Genomic DNA, 19,351 nt, shown 5'->3' on the forward strand with positions numbered 1-19,351 from the left:
TCCGGGCTGACGGTTTTACGCTTTGATATTGTGAACAATTGAGGAGGAAAGTATGCGAATCGGGATTGATTTAGGCGGCACCAAAACTGAAGTTATTGCGTTGGGTGATGACGGGCAGCAACTCTTCCGCCACCGTCTGCCGACCCCTGCCAATGACTATGCGCAGACGATTGAGACCATCGCCACGCTGGTGGCGATGGCAGAAAAAACGACCGGCATGGAGGGCACGGTCGGTGTCGGTATTCCGGGATCGATTTCACCTTTCAGTGGAGTGGTGAAAAATGCCAACTCGACGTGGCTGAACGGTCAGCCTTTTGATAAGGATCTGAACGCGCGGCTGAAACGCGAGGTAAGAATCGCCAACGATGCCAACTGTCTGGCTGCTTCTGAAGCCGTGGACGGGGCCGCTGCCGGGGCAGAAACGGTTTTTGCGGTGATTATCGGCACCGGTTGCGGGGCAGGCATTGCGTTGAACGGGCAGGCGTATAGCGGTGGCAATGGTACCGCAGGCGAGTGGGGGCATAATCCTCTGCCGTGGATGGATGAGGACGAACTGCGCTATCGTGCCGAAGTGCCCTGTTATTGCGGTAAGCAGGGCTGTATTGAAACCTTTATTTCCGGCAGCGGTTTTGCAACCGATTATCAGCGGTTAAGCGGTCGCTCCTTAAAAGGTGATGCAATCATGCGCCTGGTGGATGAGCAGGATCCGCTGGCGGAGCTGGCGCTCAGTCGGTATGAAGTGCGGCTGGCAAAATCGCTGAGTCACGTGATTAATATTCTCGATCCGGACGTGATTGTGCTGGGCGGCGGGATGAGTAATGTCGACAGGTTGTATAAAACGGTGCCGCAGCTTATTAAAAACTGGGTATTTGGCGGCGAGTGTGAAACGCCGATCCGCAAAGCAGTGCACGGCGATTCCAGCGGCGTACGTGGTGCCGCCTGGCTGTGGCCGCAGCGTTAATGACAGGTGGTGAGAACGGTTTTGCTCTGTACCCTGTTATGCCGGGTGGCGCTGCGCTTACCCGGCCTACAAAGGCAACAATATCAACCGTTTGCATTCATCGTAGGCCCGGGCCAGCGCCATACCCCGACCGTAGGCCCGCGCAAGCGCAGCGCCGCCGGGCATATAACGCCGCCGTGCCAGCGCCGTACCCCAACCCTGTTTTACTCTGTTTCGCTTGCCCACCCGCGCGAATGACGCATCGTCATTCCCCGACGGCGAATACTCTGTCGAGCTTGCTATACCCCAACCCGTTCACTTTTTTCACCTTAATCTGCACCGGGATGCGCTCCTTCATCGCCTCGACGTGACTGATGACCCCAATGGTTTTGCCGGTGGCGTTCAGCGCATCCAGCGCGTCCAGCGCGGCATCCAGCGTTTCGCTGTCCAGGGTGCCGAACCCTTCGTCGAGGAAGAGGGAATCAATGCGCGTTTTATGACTTACCAGGTCAGAGAGCGCCAGCGCCAGCGCGAGGCTGACGAGGAAGCTTTCACCGCCGGACAGAGTACGCGTGTCGCGTACCGCATCTGCCTGCCAGGTATCAACCACCTCCAGTTCCAGCGCATCGCTAACCTTCCGTTTGAGCAAATACCGGCCGTGCAGACGGTTAAGCTGTTTATTCGCCAGCCAGACGAGATTGTCGAGCGTCAGGCCCTGAGCGAATTTACGGAATTTATCGCCGTCACGGGAACCAATCAGACCGTTAAGCAGGCTCCAGTCGGCGAGTTCTCGCGCGGCTTGCTCAATATGCTGCATCAGCGTCTGCTGGTGCTGGCGGTTATCCGCATCCTGTTTTAACTGCTGGCGGATCTCGCCTTGCCGTAAGCCGATGTCGCGAAGCCGCTGATTCAACTGCTCCAGGGTGAGCCGGATTTGCTCCCCATTCTGCTCCGGCGAGAGTTCTTCGGGCATGTGCTGCTGATGCGCCTGTCGCTGGTTTTGCGCCTGTACCGCCAGCGTCTGACACTGCTGAAGCTGGCTTTCCAGCGTTTGTTTCAGGGACTCCAGCTGGTGACGGGCTGGTTCATCCAGTAGCGCGGCCAGAAATGCCTGGCGATCGGCGAACTGGCTGGCGCTAAGCGCGGCATCAAATTGCGCCTGCGCCTGGTGTAAACGCGATTTTTCCAGCGTTTCCTGTTGCTGCAGGGTTTGCCACTGGCTCTCCAGCTTCACGCAGTCGTCATGCGTGCTGCGCCAGTCCTCCAGCGACTCTGGCCCTGAAGCAAGCGTTGCCCCGGTTTGCGGCAACGTTTCCAGTAGCGGAATAAGCTGCGCCAGCGCCTCCTGAAGGGAGGTCAATTCCGTCTGGCGGGTTTGCCACGTCCGGGCTTCTTCTTCCCGCGCCGCCAGCCAGGCGGATTCATCGCCTTCAGCAGGCCAGCTCAGCGACAGCGCTTGCAGCGCCGTTTCCAGCGTCGTCCGCTGGGCAGTGATGTGTTGGGCGAACCCGGCGATTTGCTGGCTCAGCTCAGCAATCTGAATCTCCAGACGTTGACGCTGACTCAACTGATGGAGCTGCTCTTCATAGCGATCCTGCTCCTGCTGCCACGGCGTGATGTCGTCCTGCGGTTGCAGGGCTATTTGCAGCGTGGCGCTAAGCGTCTGCCATTCCTGGGTAAGTGCTTGCTCCTCCTGAGTGAGCGTCTGGATCTCGCTTTCGTCGCGTTGCTGCTGGCGTTGCAGCGCATCTGTCTGGCCGCGAAGTTTGCCACCTTCATCGGCCAGCGATCTGACCTCTTTTTCCAGCGCATCACGGCGGGCCTGATTCACACTGGGTTCGAGCGTGCGATACTGCTCGACGGCAGGATGGGTCGTGGAGCCGCAGAGCGGGCAAGGGTGGCCGGATTGCAGCAGCGCGCGTTGGCTCTCCAGATCCTTAATGCGCGCTTCAAGCTGGCAAAGGGTCTGCACATCCACAAGCTGCTGATTTTTTTCTTTATAACGCTGGCGCAGATTGACAATTTTTTCATTTAACGCGGCGTATTCCGTCCGGGATGCCTGAACGGTGCCGTGTAGCTTTTGCAGGTTCTGATGGACAGCGGACAGACGCATATGTAATGCGTTTAGTCGCTGGCGCAGCGGGCGCTGTTGTGTATGACGCGCCTGCGCCTCGCTGACTTCTGGCGGCGTAAGGCTGAGCGTCACGGCGGGCAGCGCAGCCAGTTCACGCTGATGGCCGGCTAATTGCTGCTGGTGTTGTCGTAGCTGAGCATTGTCGCGCGTTTGCTGGGTAAAGGCGTGCCGCCAGCCTGTCAGTTCGCTGCTCCACAAACGCCAGCGATCGTGCTCCTGAAGCCAGTCAGTCAGATGTTTATGCGTCGTTTGCAGCGACGCCTGCTGATGTTCCGCGCTGGCCCGCAGTTGAGCGCGCCGGGTTAATGCGCTCTGTAAGCGAGCATTCACTTCCTGCGTCTGCCGCTGCGTTTGCTCCGCGGCGCTGGTCTGCTCTTGGCAGCGGCTCCACAGAGGACGCAATTGTTCTGCGGGCTGGGCCAGCGTTAATGCGGTCAGTTGCGGTTGCGCCTGAGCCAGCGCCTGTTGCGCTGCGGCGAGGGCCGTTTGTGAACGCTGATGCTCCTCATCCAGTTCATGCTGGCGAGTCAACCAGTTAAGATGATGTTGCGTCTGCATTTGCAGGCCTGACTGCTGACGTTCCTCGTCAGTAAGCGCCTGCAAACCTTGCTCCAGCGTCTGCTGCTGTTCCGCGCTGAGCAGGGCCACGCCGGTGGCCTGCGCCTGCAGCGTTTCCAGTGCGGTACGGGTAGTTTTATGCTTTTCAAATACCATCGCTGAGATGTGACCGTAAATCTCGGTGCCGGTCAGTTCTTCCAGCAACTCCGCACGCTCGCCGGGTTTGGCATTCAAAAAGGCCGCGAACTGACCCTGAGAAAGCAGCATTGAGCGGGTAAAACGCTCGTAATCCAGCCCGGTCAATGTGGCGGTCAGTTCCAGCTTATCTTTCACTTTATCGGCAAGGATTTTGCCATCGGCACAACGCGCCAGCTCTACCCTCGGAGCCTGCAAATTACCATCTGGCTGATTGCGCGCGCGGTTCTGGCTCCAGAAAGCGCGATAGGCTTCGCCTTTAACCTCAAATTCGACCTCGGCCAGACAGTCGGCGGTGTCGCGGGTCATAAGATCATTTTGCGATTGCGACAGCGTGCTAAGGCGCGGCGTCTGGTGATACAGCGCCAGGCAGATCGCATCCAGCAGCGTCGTTTTACCTGCCCCCGTCGCGCCGGTGATGGCGAACAGGCCGTTGCTGGCAAACGGTTCTGCAGCGAAGTCAATTTTCCACTCGCCTTTCAGTGAGTTCAGGTTTTTCAGGCGCAGACTGACAATTTTCATGCTTCATCCTCCCCGGACAGGGTTTCCAGCGTTTGACCGAAAAGGGTAAACAGCCGCTTTTGCTGTGCCTCATCGAGATCTTCCTGCGTCAGTCGGCGCTCAAACACGTCTTCAACACTCAATTCGCTGAGCGTTTCGCGCAATTCACCTTCCAGAATACGCTGGCGGTGCTCGCGGCTGCGTCTGACTAAAAGCACCTCAACCGGTAAACCCTCGGTCAGGGCCTGAATACGTCGCTGAATATCATGCAGGTATTCCCCGCTGGTGATTTCGATATCCAGCCAGACCTTCGGCGTCGCGGGCGCATCACGCCACTGTATAAGCTGCTCGCTGATACTGGCAAAATCGCCTTTGATCACAGCCAGCGGCTGCATGACGGGAACCTCAAGCGGTGTCACTTCAGCGAGTTTGCCCTCCGCAAAGGTGACCAGGTTGACGCTTTTATTTTTTCCCGTCTCATCAAAGCTCAGTGAAATGGGCGAACCGCAGTAGCGAATGTGCTCGCTGCCGTTAATTTTTTGCGCGCGGTGGATGTGGCCCAACGCGAGGTAATCGACGGGCGGAAAATTTTGCGCCGGGAAGGCGTCCAGCGTGCCGATATAAATGTCGCGCACGGCATCGCTTTTGCTGGCTCCGACGGTCGTCAGGTGTCCGCTGGCGATAATCGGTAATGGCTGCTCACCCCGCAGCTCGCAGGCGTCCTGATACTGCTGCTGATAATAATCTGTGATGGCCGTCAGCAGACGTTGCTGCTTCTGGCTGCCGGATTGACCTGCCTGGCTAATCACCATGTCGCGCGGACGCAAAAACGGCACCGGGCAAAACACCGCGCCCGGCGTGCCGTCGCGCTTTAACAGAAGGTGCGGTTTATCGCCTGCGCTGGCAATGACGGTCGTTTTGAGAAACGCCAGAATGTCGCGGGATTCGTTAAGCGTGGCCACCGAATCATGGTTTCCCGCCAGCACCACCAGATGACAGCCGGTCTGCTGTAAATCGACCACGAAGCGATAATATAACTCGCGGGCATAGCTCGGCGGCGACCCGGTATCAAAAATATCGCCTGCCACAATAATGACATCAACCTGCTGCGTTTGAGCGGTCTCCAGCAGCCAGTCAAGAAAAGCGCTATGCTCAGCGGCACGGCTTTTACTGTAGAAATTCTGGCCGAGATGCCAGTCTGAGGTATGAATGATGCGCATGTCGGTTCCGTGGCAAAAAAGCGTATAGCGGATTATACCCCCTGAAGCAGGTGGGGCGAAGCCGACTGTCACATCGCGTTTACGCAATCGTCACATGGTCATCTTTTTCATAAATCTGTCATAAATCTGACGCATAATGACGTCGCTATCCATAATGATGATAAACAGGGTAAAAAATGGCGAGACGTATTCTGGTCGTAGAAGATGAAGCTCCAATTCGTGAGATGGTTTGCTTTGTTCTCGAGCAAAATGGCTTTCAGCCTGTAGAAGCGGAAGATTATGACAGCGCGGTAAATCAGCTCAATGAACCCTGGCCAGACCTGATCCTGCTGGACTGGATGCTTCCCGGTGGTTCCGGCATTCAGTTTATTAAACATATCAAGCGTGAAGCACTGACGCGCGAAATCCCGGTGGTGATGCTCACCGCACGCGGTGAAGAAGAAGATCGCGTTCGCGGACTGGAAACCGGGGCGGATGATTACATCACCAAGCCGTTCTCGCCAAAAGAGCTGGTGGCGCGTATCAAAGCGGTGATGCGCCGTATTTCCCCGATGGCCGTTGACGAGGTCATTGAAATGCAGGGATTGAGTCTCGATCCCTCCTCGCACCGGGTTATGACGGGTGAAAGCCCGCTCGACATGGGGCCGACTGAATTTAAGCTCCTGCATTTCTTTATGACCCATCCCGAACGTGTTTACAGCCGTGAACAACTGTTGAATCATGTCTGGGGAACAAACGTGTATGTTGAAGACAGAACGGTGGATGTCCATATCCGCCGCTTGCGCAAAGCGCTGGAGCAGAGCGGGCACGATCGCATGGTTCAAACCGTTCGCGGCACGGGTTATCGTTTTTCGACCCGTTTCTGATATCTGACAGGAGTGTGACGCGTGCTGGAACGTCTGTCATGGAAAACGCTGGTTTTTGAACTGATTATCTGTTGTCTGCCTGCGCTGATACTGGGGGCATTTTTCGGCTATCTGCCGTGGTTTTTGCTGGCGGCGGTGACCGGGCTTCTGGTCTGGCATTTCCTGAATTTGCTGCGTCTTTCCTGGTGGCTGTGGGTCGATCGCAGCATGACGCCGCCGCCGGGGCGCGGTAGCTGGGAACCTCTGCTTTACGGGCTGCATCAGATGCAGCTACGCAATAAAAAGCGTCGGCGTGAGCTGGGCAACCTGATCAAGCGTTTTCGCAGCGGCGCAGAATCGCTGCCGGATGCGGTAGTGCTGACGACCGAAGAAGGCACGATTTTCTGGTGTAACGGCCTGGCGCAACAGGTACTGGGGCTGCGCTGGCCGGACGATAACGGACAAAATATTCTTAACCTGCTGCGTTATCCCGAATTTACGCTCTATCTGAAGCATCGCGATTTTAGTCGGCCATTAAATCTGGTCCTCAATAATGGCCGTCATCTTGAATTTCGCGTGATGCCATACAGTGAAAACCAGCGGCTGATGGTGGCGCGCGATACCACGCAAATGCACCAGCTTGAAGGCGCAAGACGCAATTTCTTTGCCAACGTCAGTCATGAGCTGCGCACGCCGTTGACCGTATTACAGGGTTATCTGGAGATGATGCAGGAGCAAACGCTGGAGGGAGCACCGCGTGATAAAGCGCTGCATACCATGCGCGAGCAGACGCAGCGCATGGAATCACTGGTGAAACAATTATTAACCCTCTCGAGAATCGAAGCGGCACCTGCGCTGGCCCTCAATGAAAAGATTGATGTGCCGATGATGCTGCGTGTGATCGAGCGCGAGGCGCAAACCCTCAGCCACGATCGCCATACGCTACGCTTTACCGTGGATGATTCGTTGAAAGTGCTGGGCAATGAAGAACAATTGCGTAGCGCTATCTCTAATCTGGTGTACAACGCGGTGAATCATACGCCTGCCGGAACCACCATTTCGGTCAACTGGCAGCGCGATCCGCATGGCGCGCTGTTTGCGATTGACGATAACGGACCGGGTATTGCTGCCGAACACATTCCGCGTCTGACCGAGCGTTTTTATCGTGTCGATAAGGCCCGCTCACGGCAGACTGGCGGTAGCGGTCTGGGGCTGGCCATCGTGAAACATGCCTTAAATCATCATGACAGCCGCCTGAATATCGCCAGTAAGCCGGGAGAAGGAACGCAATTTAGCTTTTTGCTTCCGGAACGATTCATTGCCAGAAATTAGCGTATTTATCGCGCTTGTAAGAGTAACTTTCCGCAGACCAGCCCAGGCTGGTCTGTTTACTTTGCAGGCAAGCGAAACGGATACCATTTCCTCGCGCCTGCTGCTTTTTTGTTCGAATGATCAGCCATCAGTTTTTCTGATAACTGGTCCATCATGCTGGTTGAATATTATGAATTAGCATAATCATCTGGTTTTACGATCCCACCTTGCTTTAAAACGTTATAAGCGTTTAAATTGCGCCCCAGAGGCTGTCATACCGACTGCTTTTGCGTGATAAATCGAAAAACTATACTTCATCACGTCAGTCAGGGAGCATATCCCGCTGGAAATATATGCAATTGCTGCGCTATCGTCCCGCATGGAAAGCAACAATTCATTTACAACACCACATCCACAGGCAGTAAATATTTATGACCCATCAGTTAAGATCTCGCGACATCATTGCTTTGGGCTTTATGACCTTTGCGCTGTTTGTTGGCGCTGGCAATATCATTTTTCCTCCGATGGTTGGTTTACAGGCGGGCGAGCACGTCTGGACGGCGGCAATTGGCTTTTTAATTACCGGGGTCGGCCTGCCGGTACTGACGGTCATTTCGCTGGCGAAAGTCGGCGGCGGGATTGATAGCCTCAGCACGCCGATCGGTAAAGGTGCGGGCATCCTGCTGGCGACGGTCTGCTATCTGGCGGTGGGGCCGCTGTTTGCCACCCCGCGTACCGCGACGGTTTCCTTTGAAGTGGGGATTGCACCACTGACGGGTGACGGGGCGATGCCAACCTTCATTTACAGCCTGGTCTATTTTGCGCTGGTGATCGTGGTCTCTCTCTATCCCGGCAAGCTGCTGGATACGGTGGGTAACTTCCTTGCGCCGATGAAAATTCTCGCCCTGACGGTGCTTTCAGTCGCCGCGCTGGTATGGCCTGCCGGCCCGATCAGTCATGCGATTGACGCTTATCAGACGGGATCGTTCTCTAACGGCTTCGTTAATGGCTATCTGACGATGGATACCCTGGGCGCAATGGTCTTCGGTATCGTGATTGTCAACGCTGCTCGTTCTCGCGGCGTGACCGAAGCGCGGCTGCTGACTCGCTATACGGTCTGGGCGGGGCTGATGGCGGGTATTGGGCTGACGCTGCTGTACCTGGCGCTGTTCCGTCTCGGCTCCGATAGCGCTACGTTAGTTGACCAGTCTGCTAACGGTGCAGCTATCCTGCATGCATATGTTCAGCATACCTTTGGCGGCGCAGGCAGCCTGATGCTGGCGGCGCTAATTTTCCTCGCCTGTCTGGTGACGGCTGTGGGCCTGACCTGTGCGTGCGCTGAGTTCTTTGCGCAGTATCTGCCGTTCTCCTATCGCTCGCTGGTCTTTATCCTTGGCGTGTTCTCGATGGCGGTCTCCAATCTGGGGCTGGACCAGCTGATTCAGATTTCAGTGCCGGTGTTAACGGCGATCTATCCGCCGTGTATCGCACTGGTTGTGTTAAGCTTCACCCGCCCATGGTGGCATAATTCATCGCGCGTGATTGCGCCCGCCATGTTTATCAGCCTGCTTTTTGGTATCATTGACGGCATTAAAGCCTCGGCATTGAAAGATGTCCTGCCTGCGTGGACTGAGCGTTTACCGCTTACCGAGCAGGGGCTGGCGTGGCTGATGCCAACGGTGGTGATGATTGTTCTGGCTGTTATCTGCGATCGCCTCATGGGGCGTCAGGTAACTTCCAGCGCACATTAATCGTTGCTCGGCGGTTCGTTTAACCACGGTACTTAGGGTTCCGTGGTTTTTTATTTTTTGTGTTGAATGGCATTTGAAACGATGGAAAGTACTAACAAGCTGAAGCGGGGACTGAGCACCCGTCACATCCGCTTTATGGCACTCGGGTCGGCAATTGGCACCGGCCTTTTTTATGGCTCGGCAGATGCTATAAAAATGGCAGGACCCAGCGTGCTGCTGGCCTATATTATTGGCGGCGTCGCCGCGTATATCATCATGCGTGCATTGGGGGAGATGTCGGTCCACAACCCCTCTGCCAGTTCGTTTTCACGTTACGCTCAGGATAACCTCGGCCCGCTGGCGGGGTATATCACCGGCTGGACCTACTGCTTCGAAATCCTGATCGTCGCCATTGCCGACGTCACGGCGTTCGGTATCTATATGGGCGTCTGGTTCCCCGATGTGCCGCACTGGATTTGGGTGCTTAGCGTGGTGATGATCATCTGCGCGGTCAACTTAATGAGCGTGAAGGTGTTCGGCGAACTGGAGTTCTGGTTTTCCTTCTTTAAGGTCGCCACCATTATTATTATGATCGTGGCGGGCGTCGGCATCATCGTCTGGGGGATTGGCAACGGCGGACAACCGACCGGCATCCATAACCTGTGGAGCAACGGCGGCTTTTTCAGCAATGGCTGGCTGGGGATGGTGATGTCGTTGCAAATGGTGATGTTTGCTTACGGCGGTATCGAGATTATCGGTATTACCGCGGGCGAAGCGAAAGATCCGCAGACCTCCATTCCGCGGGCCATCAACTCTGTACCGATGCGTATTCTGGTGTTCTACGTTGGTACGCTGTTTGTCATTATGTCCATTTACCCGTGGAACCAGGTCGGCACAGACGGCAGTCCATTTGTCCTGACGTTTCAGCATATGGGGATCACCTTTGCTGCCAGTATCCTGAACTTTGTGGTGCTGACCGCCTCGCTTTCCGCTATCAACAGCGACGTTTTCGGCGTGGGGCGTATGCTGCACGGCATGGCAGAGCAGGGCAGTGCGCCGAAGTTTTTCGCCAAAACCTCACGCCGCGGTATTCCGTGGGTGACGGTTGTGGTGATGACCTTCGCGCTGCTGCTGGCGGTTTATCTTAACTACATCATTCCGGAGAACGTCTTCCTGGTGATCGCCTCGCTGGCAACCTTCGCGACGGTGTGGGTGTGGATAATGATCCTCCTGTCGCAGGTGGCTTTCCGCCGCCGCCTGTCGCCGGAAGAGACCAAAGCGCTGAAATTTAAGGTGCCGGGCGGCGTGGTGACGACGGTTGTCGGGCTGATTTTCCTGGTCTTTATCATCGCGCTGATTGGCTATCATCCGGACACGCGTATTTCGCTGTACGTCGGCTTCGGCTGGATTGTACTGCTGCTGATTGGCTGGATGTTTAAGCGCCGCCAGGCATAATTCCGCGGTATAACGTTTGTCCGCAATCTGAGACCGGGAGATATCCCGGTCTTTTTTTGCTTACATTTGCATTCTCTTTTGCACTAAAAACCGATCTATCCTGAATGTTCTGCGCCCCCGGCGTCACCCCTGGAAAAACAGCCAAAAGAGGAGGGGGAGCGGCGCGGCTTGTGTCATGGTGGGCTGATTTTTAAGGAAAGAGGATTGATGATGTTACATGCCTGGCATCTTCCCGTTGCGCCTTTTATCGCGCAGCGACAGGAACGGCTTACCATTACGCTGTGGCTGAGTGGGGAACACCTGCCAACGCGTGTTGTCCTGCGCAGCGAGCTGGATAACGAAGAGATTTCACTGCCCATGCGGCGTTCCGCGCATGCGCCGCATCCGGGGGTTGTCGCGTGGCGCGCGGACATCAATTTGAACGAAGGGCAGCCCCGTCGCCGCTATCTGTTTAAGCTACTGTGGGAAAATCGACAGCGGTGGTTTGGCCCGCAGGGAATCAGTCAGTTTCCGCCTGCGCGCCTTGAACATTTCGCACTGGATTTGCCCGATAGCGGACCGGACTGGGTGGCTGACCAGGTGTTTTACCAGATCTTTCCCGATCGCTTCGCGCGCAGCAAACCGGGGCCGATTGCTAAAGACAACGTCTACTATCACCACGCGGCCGGGCGGGAGATTGTTCTGCGCGAGTGGGATGAGCCGTTGACCGCCGAAGCCGGGGGATCGACCTTTTACGGCGGCGATCTCGACGGGATCGGCGAGAAACTCCCTTATCTGAAAAAGCTTGGTGTTACCGCCCTTTACCTGAACCCGGTTTTTGTCGCGCCCAGCGTGCATAAATACGATACCGAAGATTATCGCCAGGTCGATCCGCAGTTTGGCGGCAACGTTGCGCTGCTGCGCCTGCGGCAGACAACGCTGGCGCAGGGAATGCGGCTGATCCTCGACGGCGTGTTTAACCATAGCGGCGATTCCCATGGCTGGTTCGATCGCCATAACCGGGGAACCGGCGGCGCGTGCCATAACCCGGAATCCCCCTGGCGTGACTGGTATAGTTTTTCCGAAGAGGGACGCGCTCTGGACTGGCTGGGCTATCCGAGCCTGCCGAAGCTGGATTATCAGTCAGAAACGCTGGTCGATGAAATTTACGGCGGCGAGGACAGCATTGTTCGCCACTGGTTGAAAGCACCGTGGAATATGGATGGCTGGCGGCTGGACGTCGTGCATATGCTCGGCGAGAACGGCGGAGCGCGCAATAATATGCATCATATCGCCGGGATTACGCGTGCGGCGAAAGAAGCGCGCCCGGATGCGTTTGTTTTTGGTGAGCATTTTGGCGACGCCCGCCAGTGGCTGCAAAACGATGCAGAAGATGCAGCCATGAACTACATGGGCTTCACCAAGCCGCTGTGGGCGTTTCTGGCGAACACCGATCTCTCTTACGATCCACAGGATATCGATGCACAAATCTGCATGGCGTGGATGGATAACTATCGCGCCTCGCTCTCCCATCAGCAGCAGCTACGCATGTTTAATCAGCTCGACAGCCACGATACCTCACGTTTTAAAACGCTGCTTGGTAAAGACGTGGCGCGTTTGCCGCTGGCGGTGGTGTGGCTGTTTACCTGGCCCGGCGTGCCCTGTATTTATTACGGCGATGAAGTGGGGCTGGACGGCGCGAACGATCCCTTCTGCCGCAAACCGTTCCCGTGGGATAAACGTCAGCAGGACGGTGAACTGTTAGCACTTTATCAGCGGATGGCAAAACTGCGTCGGCGCAGTCAGGCGCTGCGTCGCGGCGCTTGCCAGGTGATCTATGCCGAGGGCGACGTGGTGGTTTTCGTGCGGGTGCTGAAGCAGCAGCGTGTGCTGGTGGCGATTAACCGTGGTCAGGCGTGTGAAGTGGTGGTTGGTGATTCGCCGCTGTTAAACGTTAAGGCGTGGTATCTGAAAGAGGGGAAAGGCACGTTTGAGGGAGATCTCCTGACGCTGCCCGCGGTTTCGGCTTCGGTGTGGGTGGGGAACTAACGCGCTCAATCAGCGTAAAACGTGCCCGGTGGCGGCTTCGCCTTACCGGGCCTACGATCTGCTGTGATGCAGAAGGCGGGTGTTAAACGTAGGCCCGGTAAGCGCAGCACCACCGGGCATCACGGCGCGACAATACTTTGCCCGGTGGCGGCTTCTCCTTACCGGACCTACGATCTGCTGTGATTCAGAAGGCGGATGTTAAACGTAGGCCCGGTAAGCGCAGCGCCACCGGGCAATGCGCGCTACAACTCTCCCCGCTGCGCCTGTACCATCATCCGCGGATAAAACTGCCAGAACAGCGTCTCCAGCTTCTCATAATGCGCATCCAGATCGTGCCAGGAGTCGCGTAACGCATCAAGACGCGGACGGCGGCTGGCCATACCGTTCAGTACGTTCTGAATAAAGGCCATATCGCGATAGCGTTCCAGCCAGCGTTCGGACCATAAGTAATCATTAAGATTAATAAAGCGCGGCGGCGAATCCGGCAGAATTTCGCCAATCTGCGCCTCGGCGTAGCCGATAAACTCCGCCAGCGGCAGGCCCGGCGAGACCTTCTCCCAGTGCAGGGAAAGAAAATGATCCCACATCACATCCAGCGTGATCGGCGCAACCCGGCGTGTCTCCGGGCGAAACCACTCCCGCGCCGTTTTCACTTCCGGCAGGTTATCCGTCAGCACATCGATACGCCGGTGCATATGAATGCCGTCCACTACCGCCTGTGGGTAGAGCGACTGAGGATTACCGCGGACAAAATCCGCCAGTAAATTGCCCGACAGCGAACTGTCAGCGAGATGGGCGAGGTGCAGGTGAGCGAGAAAATTCATGGTTTGTTGCTATCTCCGGCAGGGTAAAGGTTGCAGGGAAAACGCCCCGGCACTAGACTACCCGCCTCTTTATTTGTCCTGGTTACCGTCATGCGTCTTGCCGATTTTTCCTTTGAACTCCCTGAATCCCTGATTGCTCACTATCCGCAGCCTGAACGCAGCGCGTGTCGCTTGTTATCGCTGGACGGGCCGACAGGGGCACTGACGCATGGTACTTTCACCGATCTGCTCGACAAGCTCAACCCCGGCGATCTTCTGGTCTTTAACAATACCCGCGTGATCCCGGCGCGTCTGTTTGGCCGTAAAGCCAGCGGCGGCAAGATTGAAGTGCTGGTCGAGCGGATGCTGGATGATAAACGTATTCTGGCACATATTCGCGCCTCTAAAGCGCCAAAGCCCGGTGCGGAACTGCTGCTCGGCGATGATGAAAGCATTAACGCAACGATGACCGCCCGTCACGATGCGCTGTTTGAAGTTGAGCTTCACGATGAGCGCCCGGTGCTGGATATCCTCAACGCCATCGGTCACATGCCGCTACCGCCGTATATCGACCGCCCGGATGAAGATGCTGACCGCGAACTGTATCAGACCGTCTACAGTCAAAAGCCAGGCGCGGTAGCCGCGCCGACCGCCGGTTTGCATTTTGATGAACCGCTGCTGGAACGTCTGCGTCAGAAAGGCATTGAGATGGCGTTCGTCACCCTGCACGTCGGCGCGGGGACTTTCCAGCCAGTGCGCGTTGAGAGCATTGAAGATCACATCATGCACTCTGAATATGCTGAAGTGCCGCAGGACGTGGTTGACGCGGTGCTGGCCGCCAAAGCGCGCGGCAACCGGGTGATTGCGGTGGGCACGACCTCGGTACGCTCGCTGGAGAGCGCGGCGCAGGCGGCGAAAAACGACCTGATCGAGCCGTTCTTTGGCGATACGCAAATCTTTATCTATCCGGGTTATCAATTCAAGGTGATTGACGCGCTGGTGACCAATTTCCACCTGCCAGAATCCACGTTGATTATGCTGGTCTCGGCATTTGCGGGTTATAAACACACCATGAATGCGTATGAGCAGGCGGTTAACGCCGAATATCGCTTTTTTAGTTATGGCGATGCGATGTATATCACGTACAATCCGTCGGCGATTAATGAACGTGTCGGGGATGACTCCGCGACATAAGCTTTTCACGTCGGACTGTTTTTCCGGCGTACTGGAGAAAAAATGAAATTCGAACTGGATACCACCGACGGACGCGCCCGCCGCGGCCGCCTGGTGTTTGATCGTGGCGTAGTGGAAACGCCTGCGTTTATGCCCGTTGGTACCTACGGCACCGTTAAAGGCATGACGCCGGAAGAAGTGGAAGCGACCGGCGCGCAAATCATTCTCGGTAACACTTTCCACCTGTGGCTGCGTCCGGGGCAGGAAATCATGAAGCTGCACGGCGACCTGCATGATTTTATGCAGTGGAAAGGGCCGATTCTCACCGATTCCGGCGGTTTCCAGGTCTTTAGCCTGGGTGACATTCGCAAGATCACCGAGCAGGGCGTGCATTTCCGCAACCCGATCAACGGCGATCCGATCTTCCTCGATCCGGAAACCTCAATGGAAATCCAGTTCGATCTCGGTTCAGACATTGTCATGATCTTCGACGAATGTACGCCTTATCCGGCGGACTGGGACTATGCGAAGCGCTCAATGGAAATGTCGCTGCGCTGGGCAAAACGCAGCCGCGACCGTTTCGACGGGCTTGGCAATAAAAACGCGCTGTTCGGTATTATTCAGGGCAGCGTTTACGAAGATTTACGCGATATCTCCGTCAAAGGTCTGGTGGAGATTGGCTTTGATGGCTACGCTGTCGGCGGACTGGCGGTTGGCGAGCCGAAAGCAGATATGCACCGTATTCTGGAGCACGTTTGCCCACAAATCCCGGCAGACAAACCGCGCTACCTGATGGGCGTCGGCAAACCGGAAGATCTGGTTGAAGGCGTGCGTCGCGGTATCGATATGTTTGACTGCGTGATGCCGACGCGTAACGCCCGCAATGGTCATCTGTTTGTGACCGATGGCGTGGTGAAAATCCGTAACGCGAAGTATAAAAGCGACACCAGCCCGCTCGACGCCGAGTGTGATTGCTACACCTGTCGCAATTATTCACGCGCCTACTTGCATCATCTCGACCGTTGTAACGAAATACTGGGCGCGCGTCTCAATACCATTCATAACCTGCGATACTATCAGCGTTTAATGGCTGGTTTACGCAAGGCTATTGAAGAGGGTAAATTAGAGAGCTTCGTCACCGATTTTTACCAGCGTCAGGGGCGACCCGTACCACCTGTCAACGTTGATTAATTTTAATAATGAGGGAATTTGAATGAGCTTTTTTATTTCTGATGCGATAGCAGCACCAGCCGCAGGTGCAGGCCAAAGCCAGTGGACGTTGATTCCGATGCTGGTGGTTTTTGGTCTGATTTTCTACTTCATGATCTTACGTCCTCAGCAGAAGCGTACTAAAGAGCATAAAAATCTGATGAGCTCTATCGCGAAAGGCGATGAAGTATTGACCAACGGCGGCCTGGTTGGTCGCGTCACTAAAGTGGCTGAGACGGGTTATATCGTCATCGCTCTGAACGACACCACTGAAGTGGTTATCAAACGTGATTTCGTAGCTGCCGTTCTGCCGAAAGGCACGATGAAGGCGCTGTAATTTATTGATTTCCCAAAGGGAACTGCCGTGTTAAACCGTTATCCTTTGTGGAAGTACATTATGCTGGTCGTCGTGATTATCGTCGGCCTGCTTTACGCACTTCCCAACCTTTATGGTGAGGATCCGGCTGTTCAGGTCACTGGCGCGCGCGGCAGCGCCGCCAGTGAGCAAACGCTGATCCAGGTCCAGAATACGTTACAAAAAGAAAAAATCACCGCGAAGTCCATGGCGCTGGAAGAAGGTGCTATTTTAGTGCGCTTCGACTCCACGGATACTCAACTGCGCGCACGTGAAGCGCTGGTTAGCGTGCTGAGTGACAAATACGTCGTGGCGCTTAACCTCGCACCGGCAACCCCGCGCTGGCTGGCGGCCCTCAAAGCAGAGCCGATGAAGCTCGGTCTTGACCTGCGTGGCGGCGTTCACTTCCTGATGGAAGTGGATATGGACACCGCGCTGGGTAAACTCCAGGAACAGAATATCGACGGCCTGCGCAGCGATCTGCGTGAAAAAGGCATTCCTTATACTACCGTTCGTAAAGAAAATAATTATGGCCTGAGCATTACTTTCCGTGATGCGACTGCCCGTGATGAAGCGGTTTCTTATCTGAGCAAGCGTCATCAGGATCTGGTGATTTCGAGCCAGGGTGATAACGCGCTGCGTGCGGTGATGACCGACGCGCGTCTGAGCGAAGCCCGTGAATATGCGGTCCAGCAGAACATCAACATTCTGCGTAACCGTGTAAACCAGCTGGGCGTTGCCGAGCCGGTGGTTCAACGCCAGGGCGCTGACCGTATTGTGGTCGAGCTGCCAGGTATTCAGGACACCGCGCGGGCGAAAGAAATCCTTGGTGCAACCGCAACGCTGGAATTCCGTCTGGTTAACACCAACGTCGATCAGGCTGCCGCCGCGTCTGGCCGTATTCCCGGCGACTCAGAAGTGAAGCAGATGCGTGAAGGCCAGCCGGTTGTGCTGTTCAAACGCGTGATCCTGACCGGTGACCATATCACCGACTCCACCTCTAATCAGGATGAGTACAACCAGCCGCAGGTTAACATCTCGCTCGACAGCGCAGGTGGTAACATCATGTCTAACTTCACCAAAGACAACATCGGTAAACCGATGGCGACGCTGTTCGTGGAGTATAAGGACAGCGGTAAAAAAGACGCCAACGGTCGTGCGGTTCTGGTGAAACAGGAAGAGGTGATTAACGTCGCCAATATCCAGTCTCGTCTGGGTAACAGCTTCCGTATTACCGGTATTAACAACCCGAATGAAGCGCGCCAGCTCTCGCTGCTGCTGCGTGCCGGTGCGTTGATTGCGCCGATTCAGATTGTTGAAGAACGTACTATCGGGCCAACGCTGGGTATGCAGAATATCAAGCAGGGTCTGGAAGCGTGCCTGGCCGGTCTGGTGGTGTCCATCCTGTTTATGCTGGTCTTCTACAAGAAGTTTGGTCTGATTGCGACCAGTGCGTTAGTGGCGAACCTGGTGCTGATCGTCGGTATCATGTCGCTGCTGCCGGGCGCGACGCTGAGTATGCCGGGTATCGCGGGTATCGTCCTAACCCTTGCGGTGGCGGTGGATGCTAACGTACTGATCAACGAGCGTATCAAAGAAGAGTTAAGCAACGGACGTTCGGTGCAGCAGGCGATCCACGAAGGCTATGCCGGCGCGTTCAGCTCCATCTTTGATGCGAACATTACCACGTTGATTAAAGTTCTGATCCTCTATGCCGTAGGCACCGGGGCCATTAAAGGGTTCGCGATCACTACCGGTATTGGTGTGGCGACGTCGATGTTTACCGCGATTGTCGGTACGCGTGCCATCGTAAACCTGTTGTATGGCGGCAAACGCGTCAACAAGCTGTCAATCTGAGGAGTGCGATGTGGCACAGGAATATAGTGTTGAACAATTGAACCACGGCCGTAAAGTCTACGACTTTATGCGCTGGGACTACTGGGCTTTCGGCATCTCCGGTTTGTTGCTGGTGGCGGCCATTGTCATTATGGGCGTGCGCGGCTTTAACTGGGGTCTCGATTTCACCGGCGGTACCGTTATTGAAATCACCCTGGAAAAACCGGCGGATATGGACGTGATGCGCGAAGCGCTGCAAAAGGCGGGCTTTGAAGAGCCGCAGTTGCAGAACTTTGGTAGCAGCCACGACATTATGGTGCGCATGCCGCCAACCGAAGGTGAAAACGGCGGGCAGGTACTGGGCAGCAAGGTGCTGAACGTCATCAATGAAGCCACCAGCCAGAACGCGGCGGTTAAGCGCATTGAATTCGTCGGGCCGAGCGTCGGTGCCGATCTGGCGCAAACCGGTGCGATGGCGCTGATGGTGGCGCTGATCTCCATCCTTGTATATGTCGGTTTCCGCTTCGAGTGGCGACTGGCGGCAGGGGTGGTTATCGCGCTGGCGCACGACGTGATCATCACCTTAGGGATCCTGTCGCTGTTCCATATTGAGATTGACCTGACCATCGTTGCATCGTTAATGTCGGTTATCGGTTACTCACTGAACGACAGCATCGTGGTATCTGACCGTATTCGTGAAAACTTCCGCAAGATTCGTCGCGGGACGCCTTACGAAATCTTTAACGTGTCGCTGACCCAGACGCTGCACCGTACGTTGATTACCTCCGGTACAACGTTGGTGGTTATTCTGATGCTGTACCTCTTCGGTGGTCCGGTACTGGAAGGCTTCTCGCTGACCATGCTGATCGGTGTTTCCATCGGTACCGCATCGTCAATCTACGTGGCTTCGGCGCTGGCGCTGAAACTGGGTATGAAGCGCGAGCATATGCTCCAGCAGAAAGTCGAGAAAGAAGGGGCGGATCAGCCGTCGCTTCTGCCGTAACGGTCGTTTTACGATCAAAAAAGCCCGGCGCTGTGCCGGGCTTTTTTATGCGTTA

At 55.8% G+C, this 19,351-nt stretch carries 14 protein-coding genes; 11 read left to right on the top strand and 3 right to left on the bottom strand.

Annotated features, from left to right (window positions below):
* Positions 1-52: 52 nt before the first annotated feature.
* Positions 53-961 carry a fructokinase gene (gene mak, locus ACMGGS_RS12550; protein WP_414162941.1) on the top strand — a complete coding sequence of 303 codons (909 nt, stop codon included), beginning with the start codon at positions 53-55 and terminating at the stop codon, positions 959-961.
* A gap of 244 nt (positions 962-1,205) precedes the next feature.
* Here mak and sbcC read toward each other — a convergent pair whose 3' ends face one another.
* Both sbcC and sbcD read right to left on the bottom strand, forming a co-directional pair.
* Positions 1,206-4,349, bottom strand: coding sequence for an exonuclease subunit SbcC (sbcC, locus tag ACMGGS_RS12555; protein ID WP_414162942.1), 3,144 nt, complete (start codon positions 4,347-4,349; stop codon positions 1,206-1,208).
* Positions 4,346-5,548, bottom strand: coding sequence for an exonuclease subunit SbcD (gene sbcD / locus ACMGGS_RS12560; protein WP_414162943.1), 1,203 nt, complete (start codon positions 5,546-5,548; stop codon positions 4,346-4,348). Before sbcD ends, sbcC begins: the two co-directional genes overlap by 4 nt.
* 176 nt (positions 5,549-5,724) lie before the next feature.
* Here sbcD and phoB point away from each other — a divergent pair, with 176 nt between their 5' ends.
* From phoB to malZ, 5 genes are all read left to right on the top strand, one after another.
* The gene (gene phoB / locus ACMGGS_RS12565) at positions 5,725-6,414 is read left to right on the top strand and encodes a phosphate response regulator transcription factor PhoB (RefSeq protein WP_103674858.1); all 690 of its coding nucleotides are present in this window, start codon (positions 5,725-5,727) and stop codon (positions 6,412-6,414) included.
* A gap of 21 nt (positions 6,415-6,435) precedes the next feature.
* Positions 6,436-7,725: a phosphate regulon sensor histidine kinase PhoR gene (gene phoR / locus ACMGGS_RS12570; RefSeq protein WP_414162944.1), complete on the top strand. Its 1,290-nt coding sequence runs from the start codon at positions 6,436-6,438 to the stop codon at positions 7,723-7,725.
* A 410-nt stretch (positions 7,726-8,135) separates the two neighbouring features.
* Positions 8,136-9,455 carry a branched-chain amino acid transporter carrier protein BrnQ gene (gene brnQ / locus ACMGGS_RS12575; RefSeq protein WP_414162945.1) on the top strand — a complete coding sequence of 440 codons (1,320 nt, stop codon included), beginning with the start codon at positions 8,136-8,138 and terminating at the stop codon, positions 9,453-9,455.
* Between the two features lie 81 nt (positions 9,456-9,536).
* On the top strand, positions 9,537-10,889 hold the full coding sequence (proY, locus tag ACMGGS_RS12580) for a proline-specific permease ProY (RefSeq protein WP_414162946.1): 1,353 nt from the start codon (positions 9,537-9,539) through the stop codon (positions 10,887-10,889).
* Between the two features lie 210 nt (positions 10,890-11,099).
* Positions 11,100-12,917, top strand: a complete 1,818-nt coding sequence (malZ, locus tag ACMGGS_RS12585) for a maltodextrin glucosidase (protein WP_414166265.1) — start codon at positions 11,100-11,102, stop codon at positions 12,915-12,917.
* A gap of 242 nt (positions 12,918-13,159) precedes the next feature.
* Here malZ and acpH read toward each other — a convergent pair whose 3' ends face one another.
* Positions 13,160-13,741, bottom strand: coding sequence for an ACP phosphodiesterase (gene acpH, locus ACMGGS_RS12590; protein WP_414162947.1), 582 nt, complete (start codon positions 13,739-13,741; stop codon positions 13,160-13,162).
* Between the two features lie 90 nt (positions 13,742-13,831).
* On the opposite strand from acpH, the gene queA reads away from it, so the two are divergent.
* From queA to secF, 5 genes are read left to right on the top strand one after another with little or no spacing between them, the layout of a single operon-like run.
* Entirely contained in the window at positions 13,832-14,914 is a 1,083-nt protein-coding gene (gene queA / locus ACMGGS_RS12595; protein ID WP_414162948.1) for a tRNA preQ1(34) S-adenosylmethionine ribosyltransferase-isomerase QueA, read from the top strand.
* Between the two features lie 42 nt (positions 14,915-14,956).
* Positions 14,957-16,084 (top strand): tRNA guanosine(34) transglycosylase Tgt, encoded by a 1,128-nt coding sequence (tgt, locus tag ACMGGS_RS12600; protein ID WP_176916818.1) that lies wholly within the window; start codon positions 14,957-14,959, stop codon positions 16,082-16,084.
* A gap of 22 nt (positions 16,085-16,106) precedes the next feature.
* Positions 16,107-16,439: a preprotein translocase subunit YajC gene (yajC, locus tag ACMGGS_RS12605; protein WP_176916817.1), complete on the top strand. Its 333-nt coding sequence runs from the start codon at positions 16,107-16,109 to the stop codon at positions 16,437-16,439.
* A 27-nt stretch (positions 16,440-16,466) separates the two neighbouring features.
* A complete protein-coding gene (secD, locus tag ACMGGS_RS12610) occupies positions 16,467-18,314 on the top strand; it encodes a protein translocase subunit SecD (RefSeq protein WP_414162949.1) in 1,848 nt (615 codons plus the stop codon).
* A 10-nt stretch (positions 18,315-18,324) separates the two neighbouring features.
* Positions 18,325-19,296 (top strand): protein translocase subunit SecF, encoded by a 972-nt coding sequence (gene secF / locus ACMGGS_RS12615; protein WP_414162950.1) that lies wholly within the window; start codon positions 18,325-18,327, stop codon positions 19,294-19,296.
* Positions 19,297-19,351 lie beyond the last annotated feature (55 nt).

Source organism: Superficieibacter sp. BNK-5 (genome assembly GCF_047456055.1).
Classification (GTDB): domain Bacteria; phylum Pseudomonadota; class Gammaproteobacteria; order Enterobacterales; family Enterobacteriaceae; genus Superficieibacter.

What these genes read in the sequence shown, in the direction of transcription:
- mak (WP_414162941.1), top strand. Translation starts at nt 53, where the DNA reads ATGCGAATCGGGATTGATTTAGGCGGCACCAAAACTGAAGTTATTGCG.
- sbcC (WP_414162942.1), bottom strand. Translation starts at nt 4,349, where the DNA reads ATGAAAATTGTCAGTCTGCGCCTGAAAAACCTGAACTCACTGAAAGGC.
- sbcD (WP_414162943.1), bottom strand. Translation starts at nt 5,548, where the DNA reads ATGCGCATCATTCATACCTCAGACTGGCATCTCGGCCAGAATTTCTAC.
- phoB (WP_103674858.1), top strand. Translation starts at nt 5,725, where the DNA reads ATGGCGAGACGTATTCTGGTCGTAGAAGATGAAGCTCCAATTCGTGAG.
- brnQ (WP_414162945.1), top strand. Translation starts at nt 8,136, where the DNA reads ATGACCCATCAGTTAAGATCTCGCGACATCATTGCTTTGGGCTTTATG.
- proY (WP_414162946.1), top strand. Translation starts at nt 9,537, where the DNA reads ATGGAAAGTACTAACAAGCTGAAGCGGGGACTGAGCACCCGTCACATC.
- malZ (WP_414166265.1), top strand. Translation starts at nt 11,100, where the DNA reads ATGTTACATGCCTGGCATCTTCCCGTTGCGCCTTTTATCGCGCAGCGA.
- acpH (WP_414162947.1), bottom strand. Translation starts at nt 13,741, where the DNA reads ATGAATTTTCTCGCTCACCTGCACCTCGCCCATCTCGCTGACAGTTCG.
- queA (WP_414162948.1), top strand. Translation starts at nt 13,832, where the DNA reads ATGCGTCTTGCCGATTTTTCCTTTGAACTCCCTGAATCCCTGATTGCT.
- tgt (WP_176916818.1), top strand. Translation starts at nt 14,957, where the DNA reads ATGAAATTCGAACTGGATACCACCGACGGACGCGCCCGCCGCGGCCGC.
- yajC (WP_176916817.1), top strand. Translation starts at nt 16,107, where the DNA reads ATGAGCTTTTTTATTTCTGATGCGATAGCAGCACCAGCCGCAGGTGCA.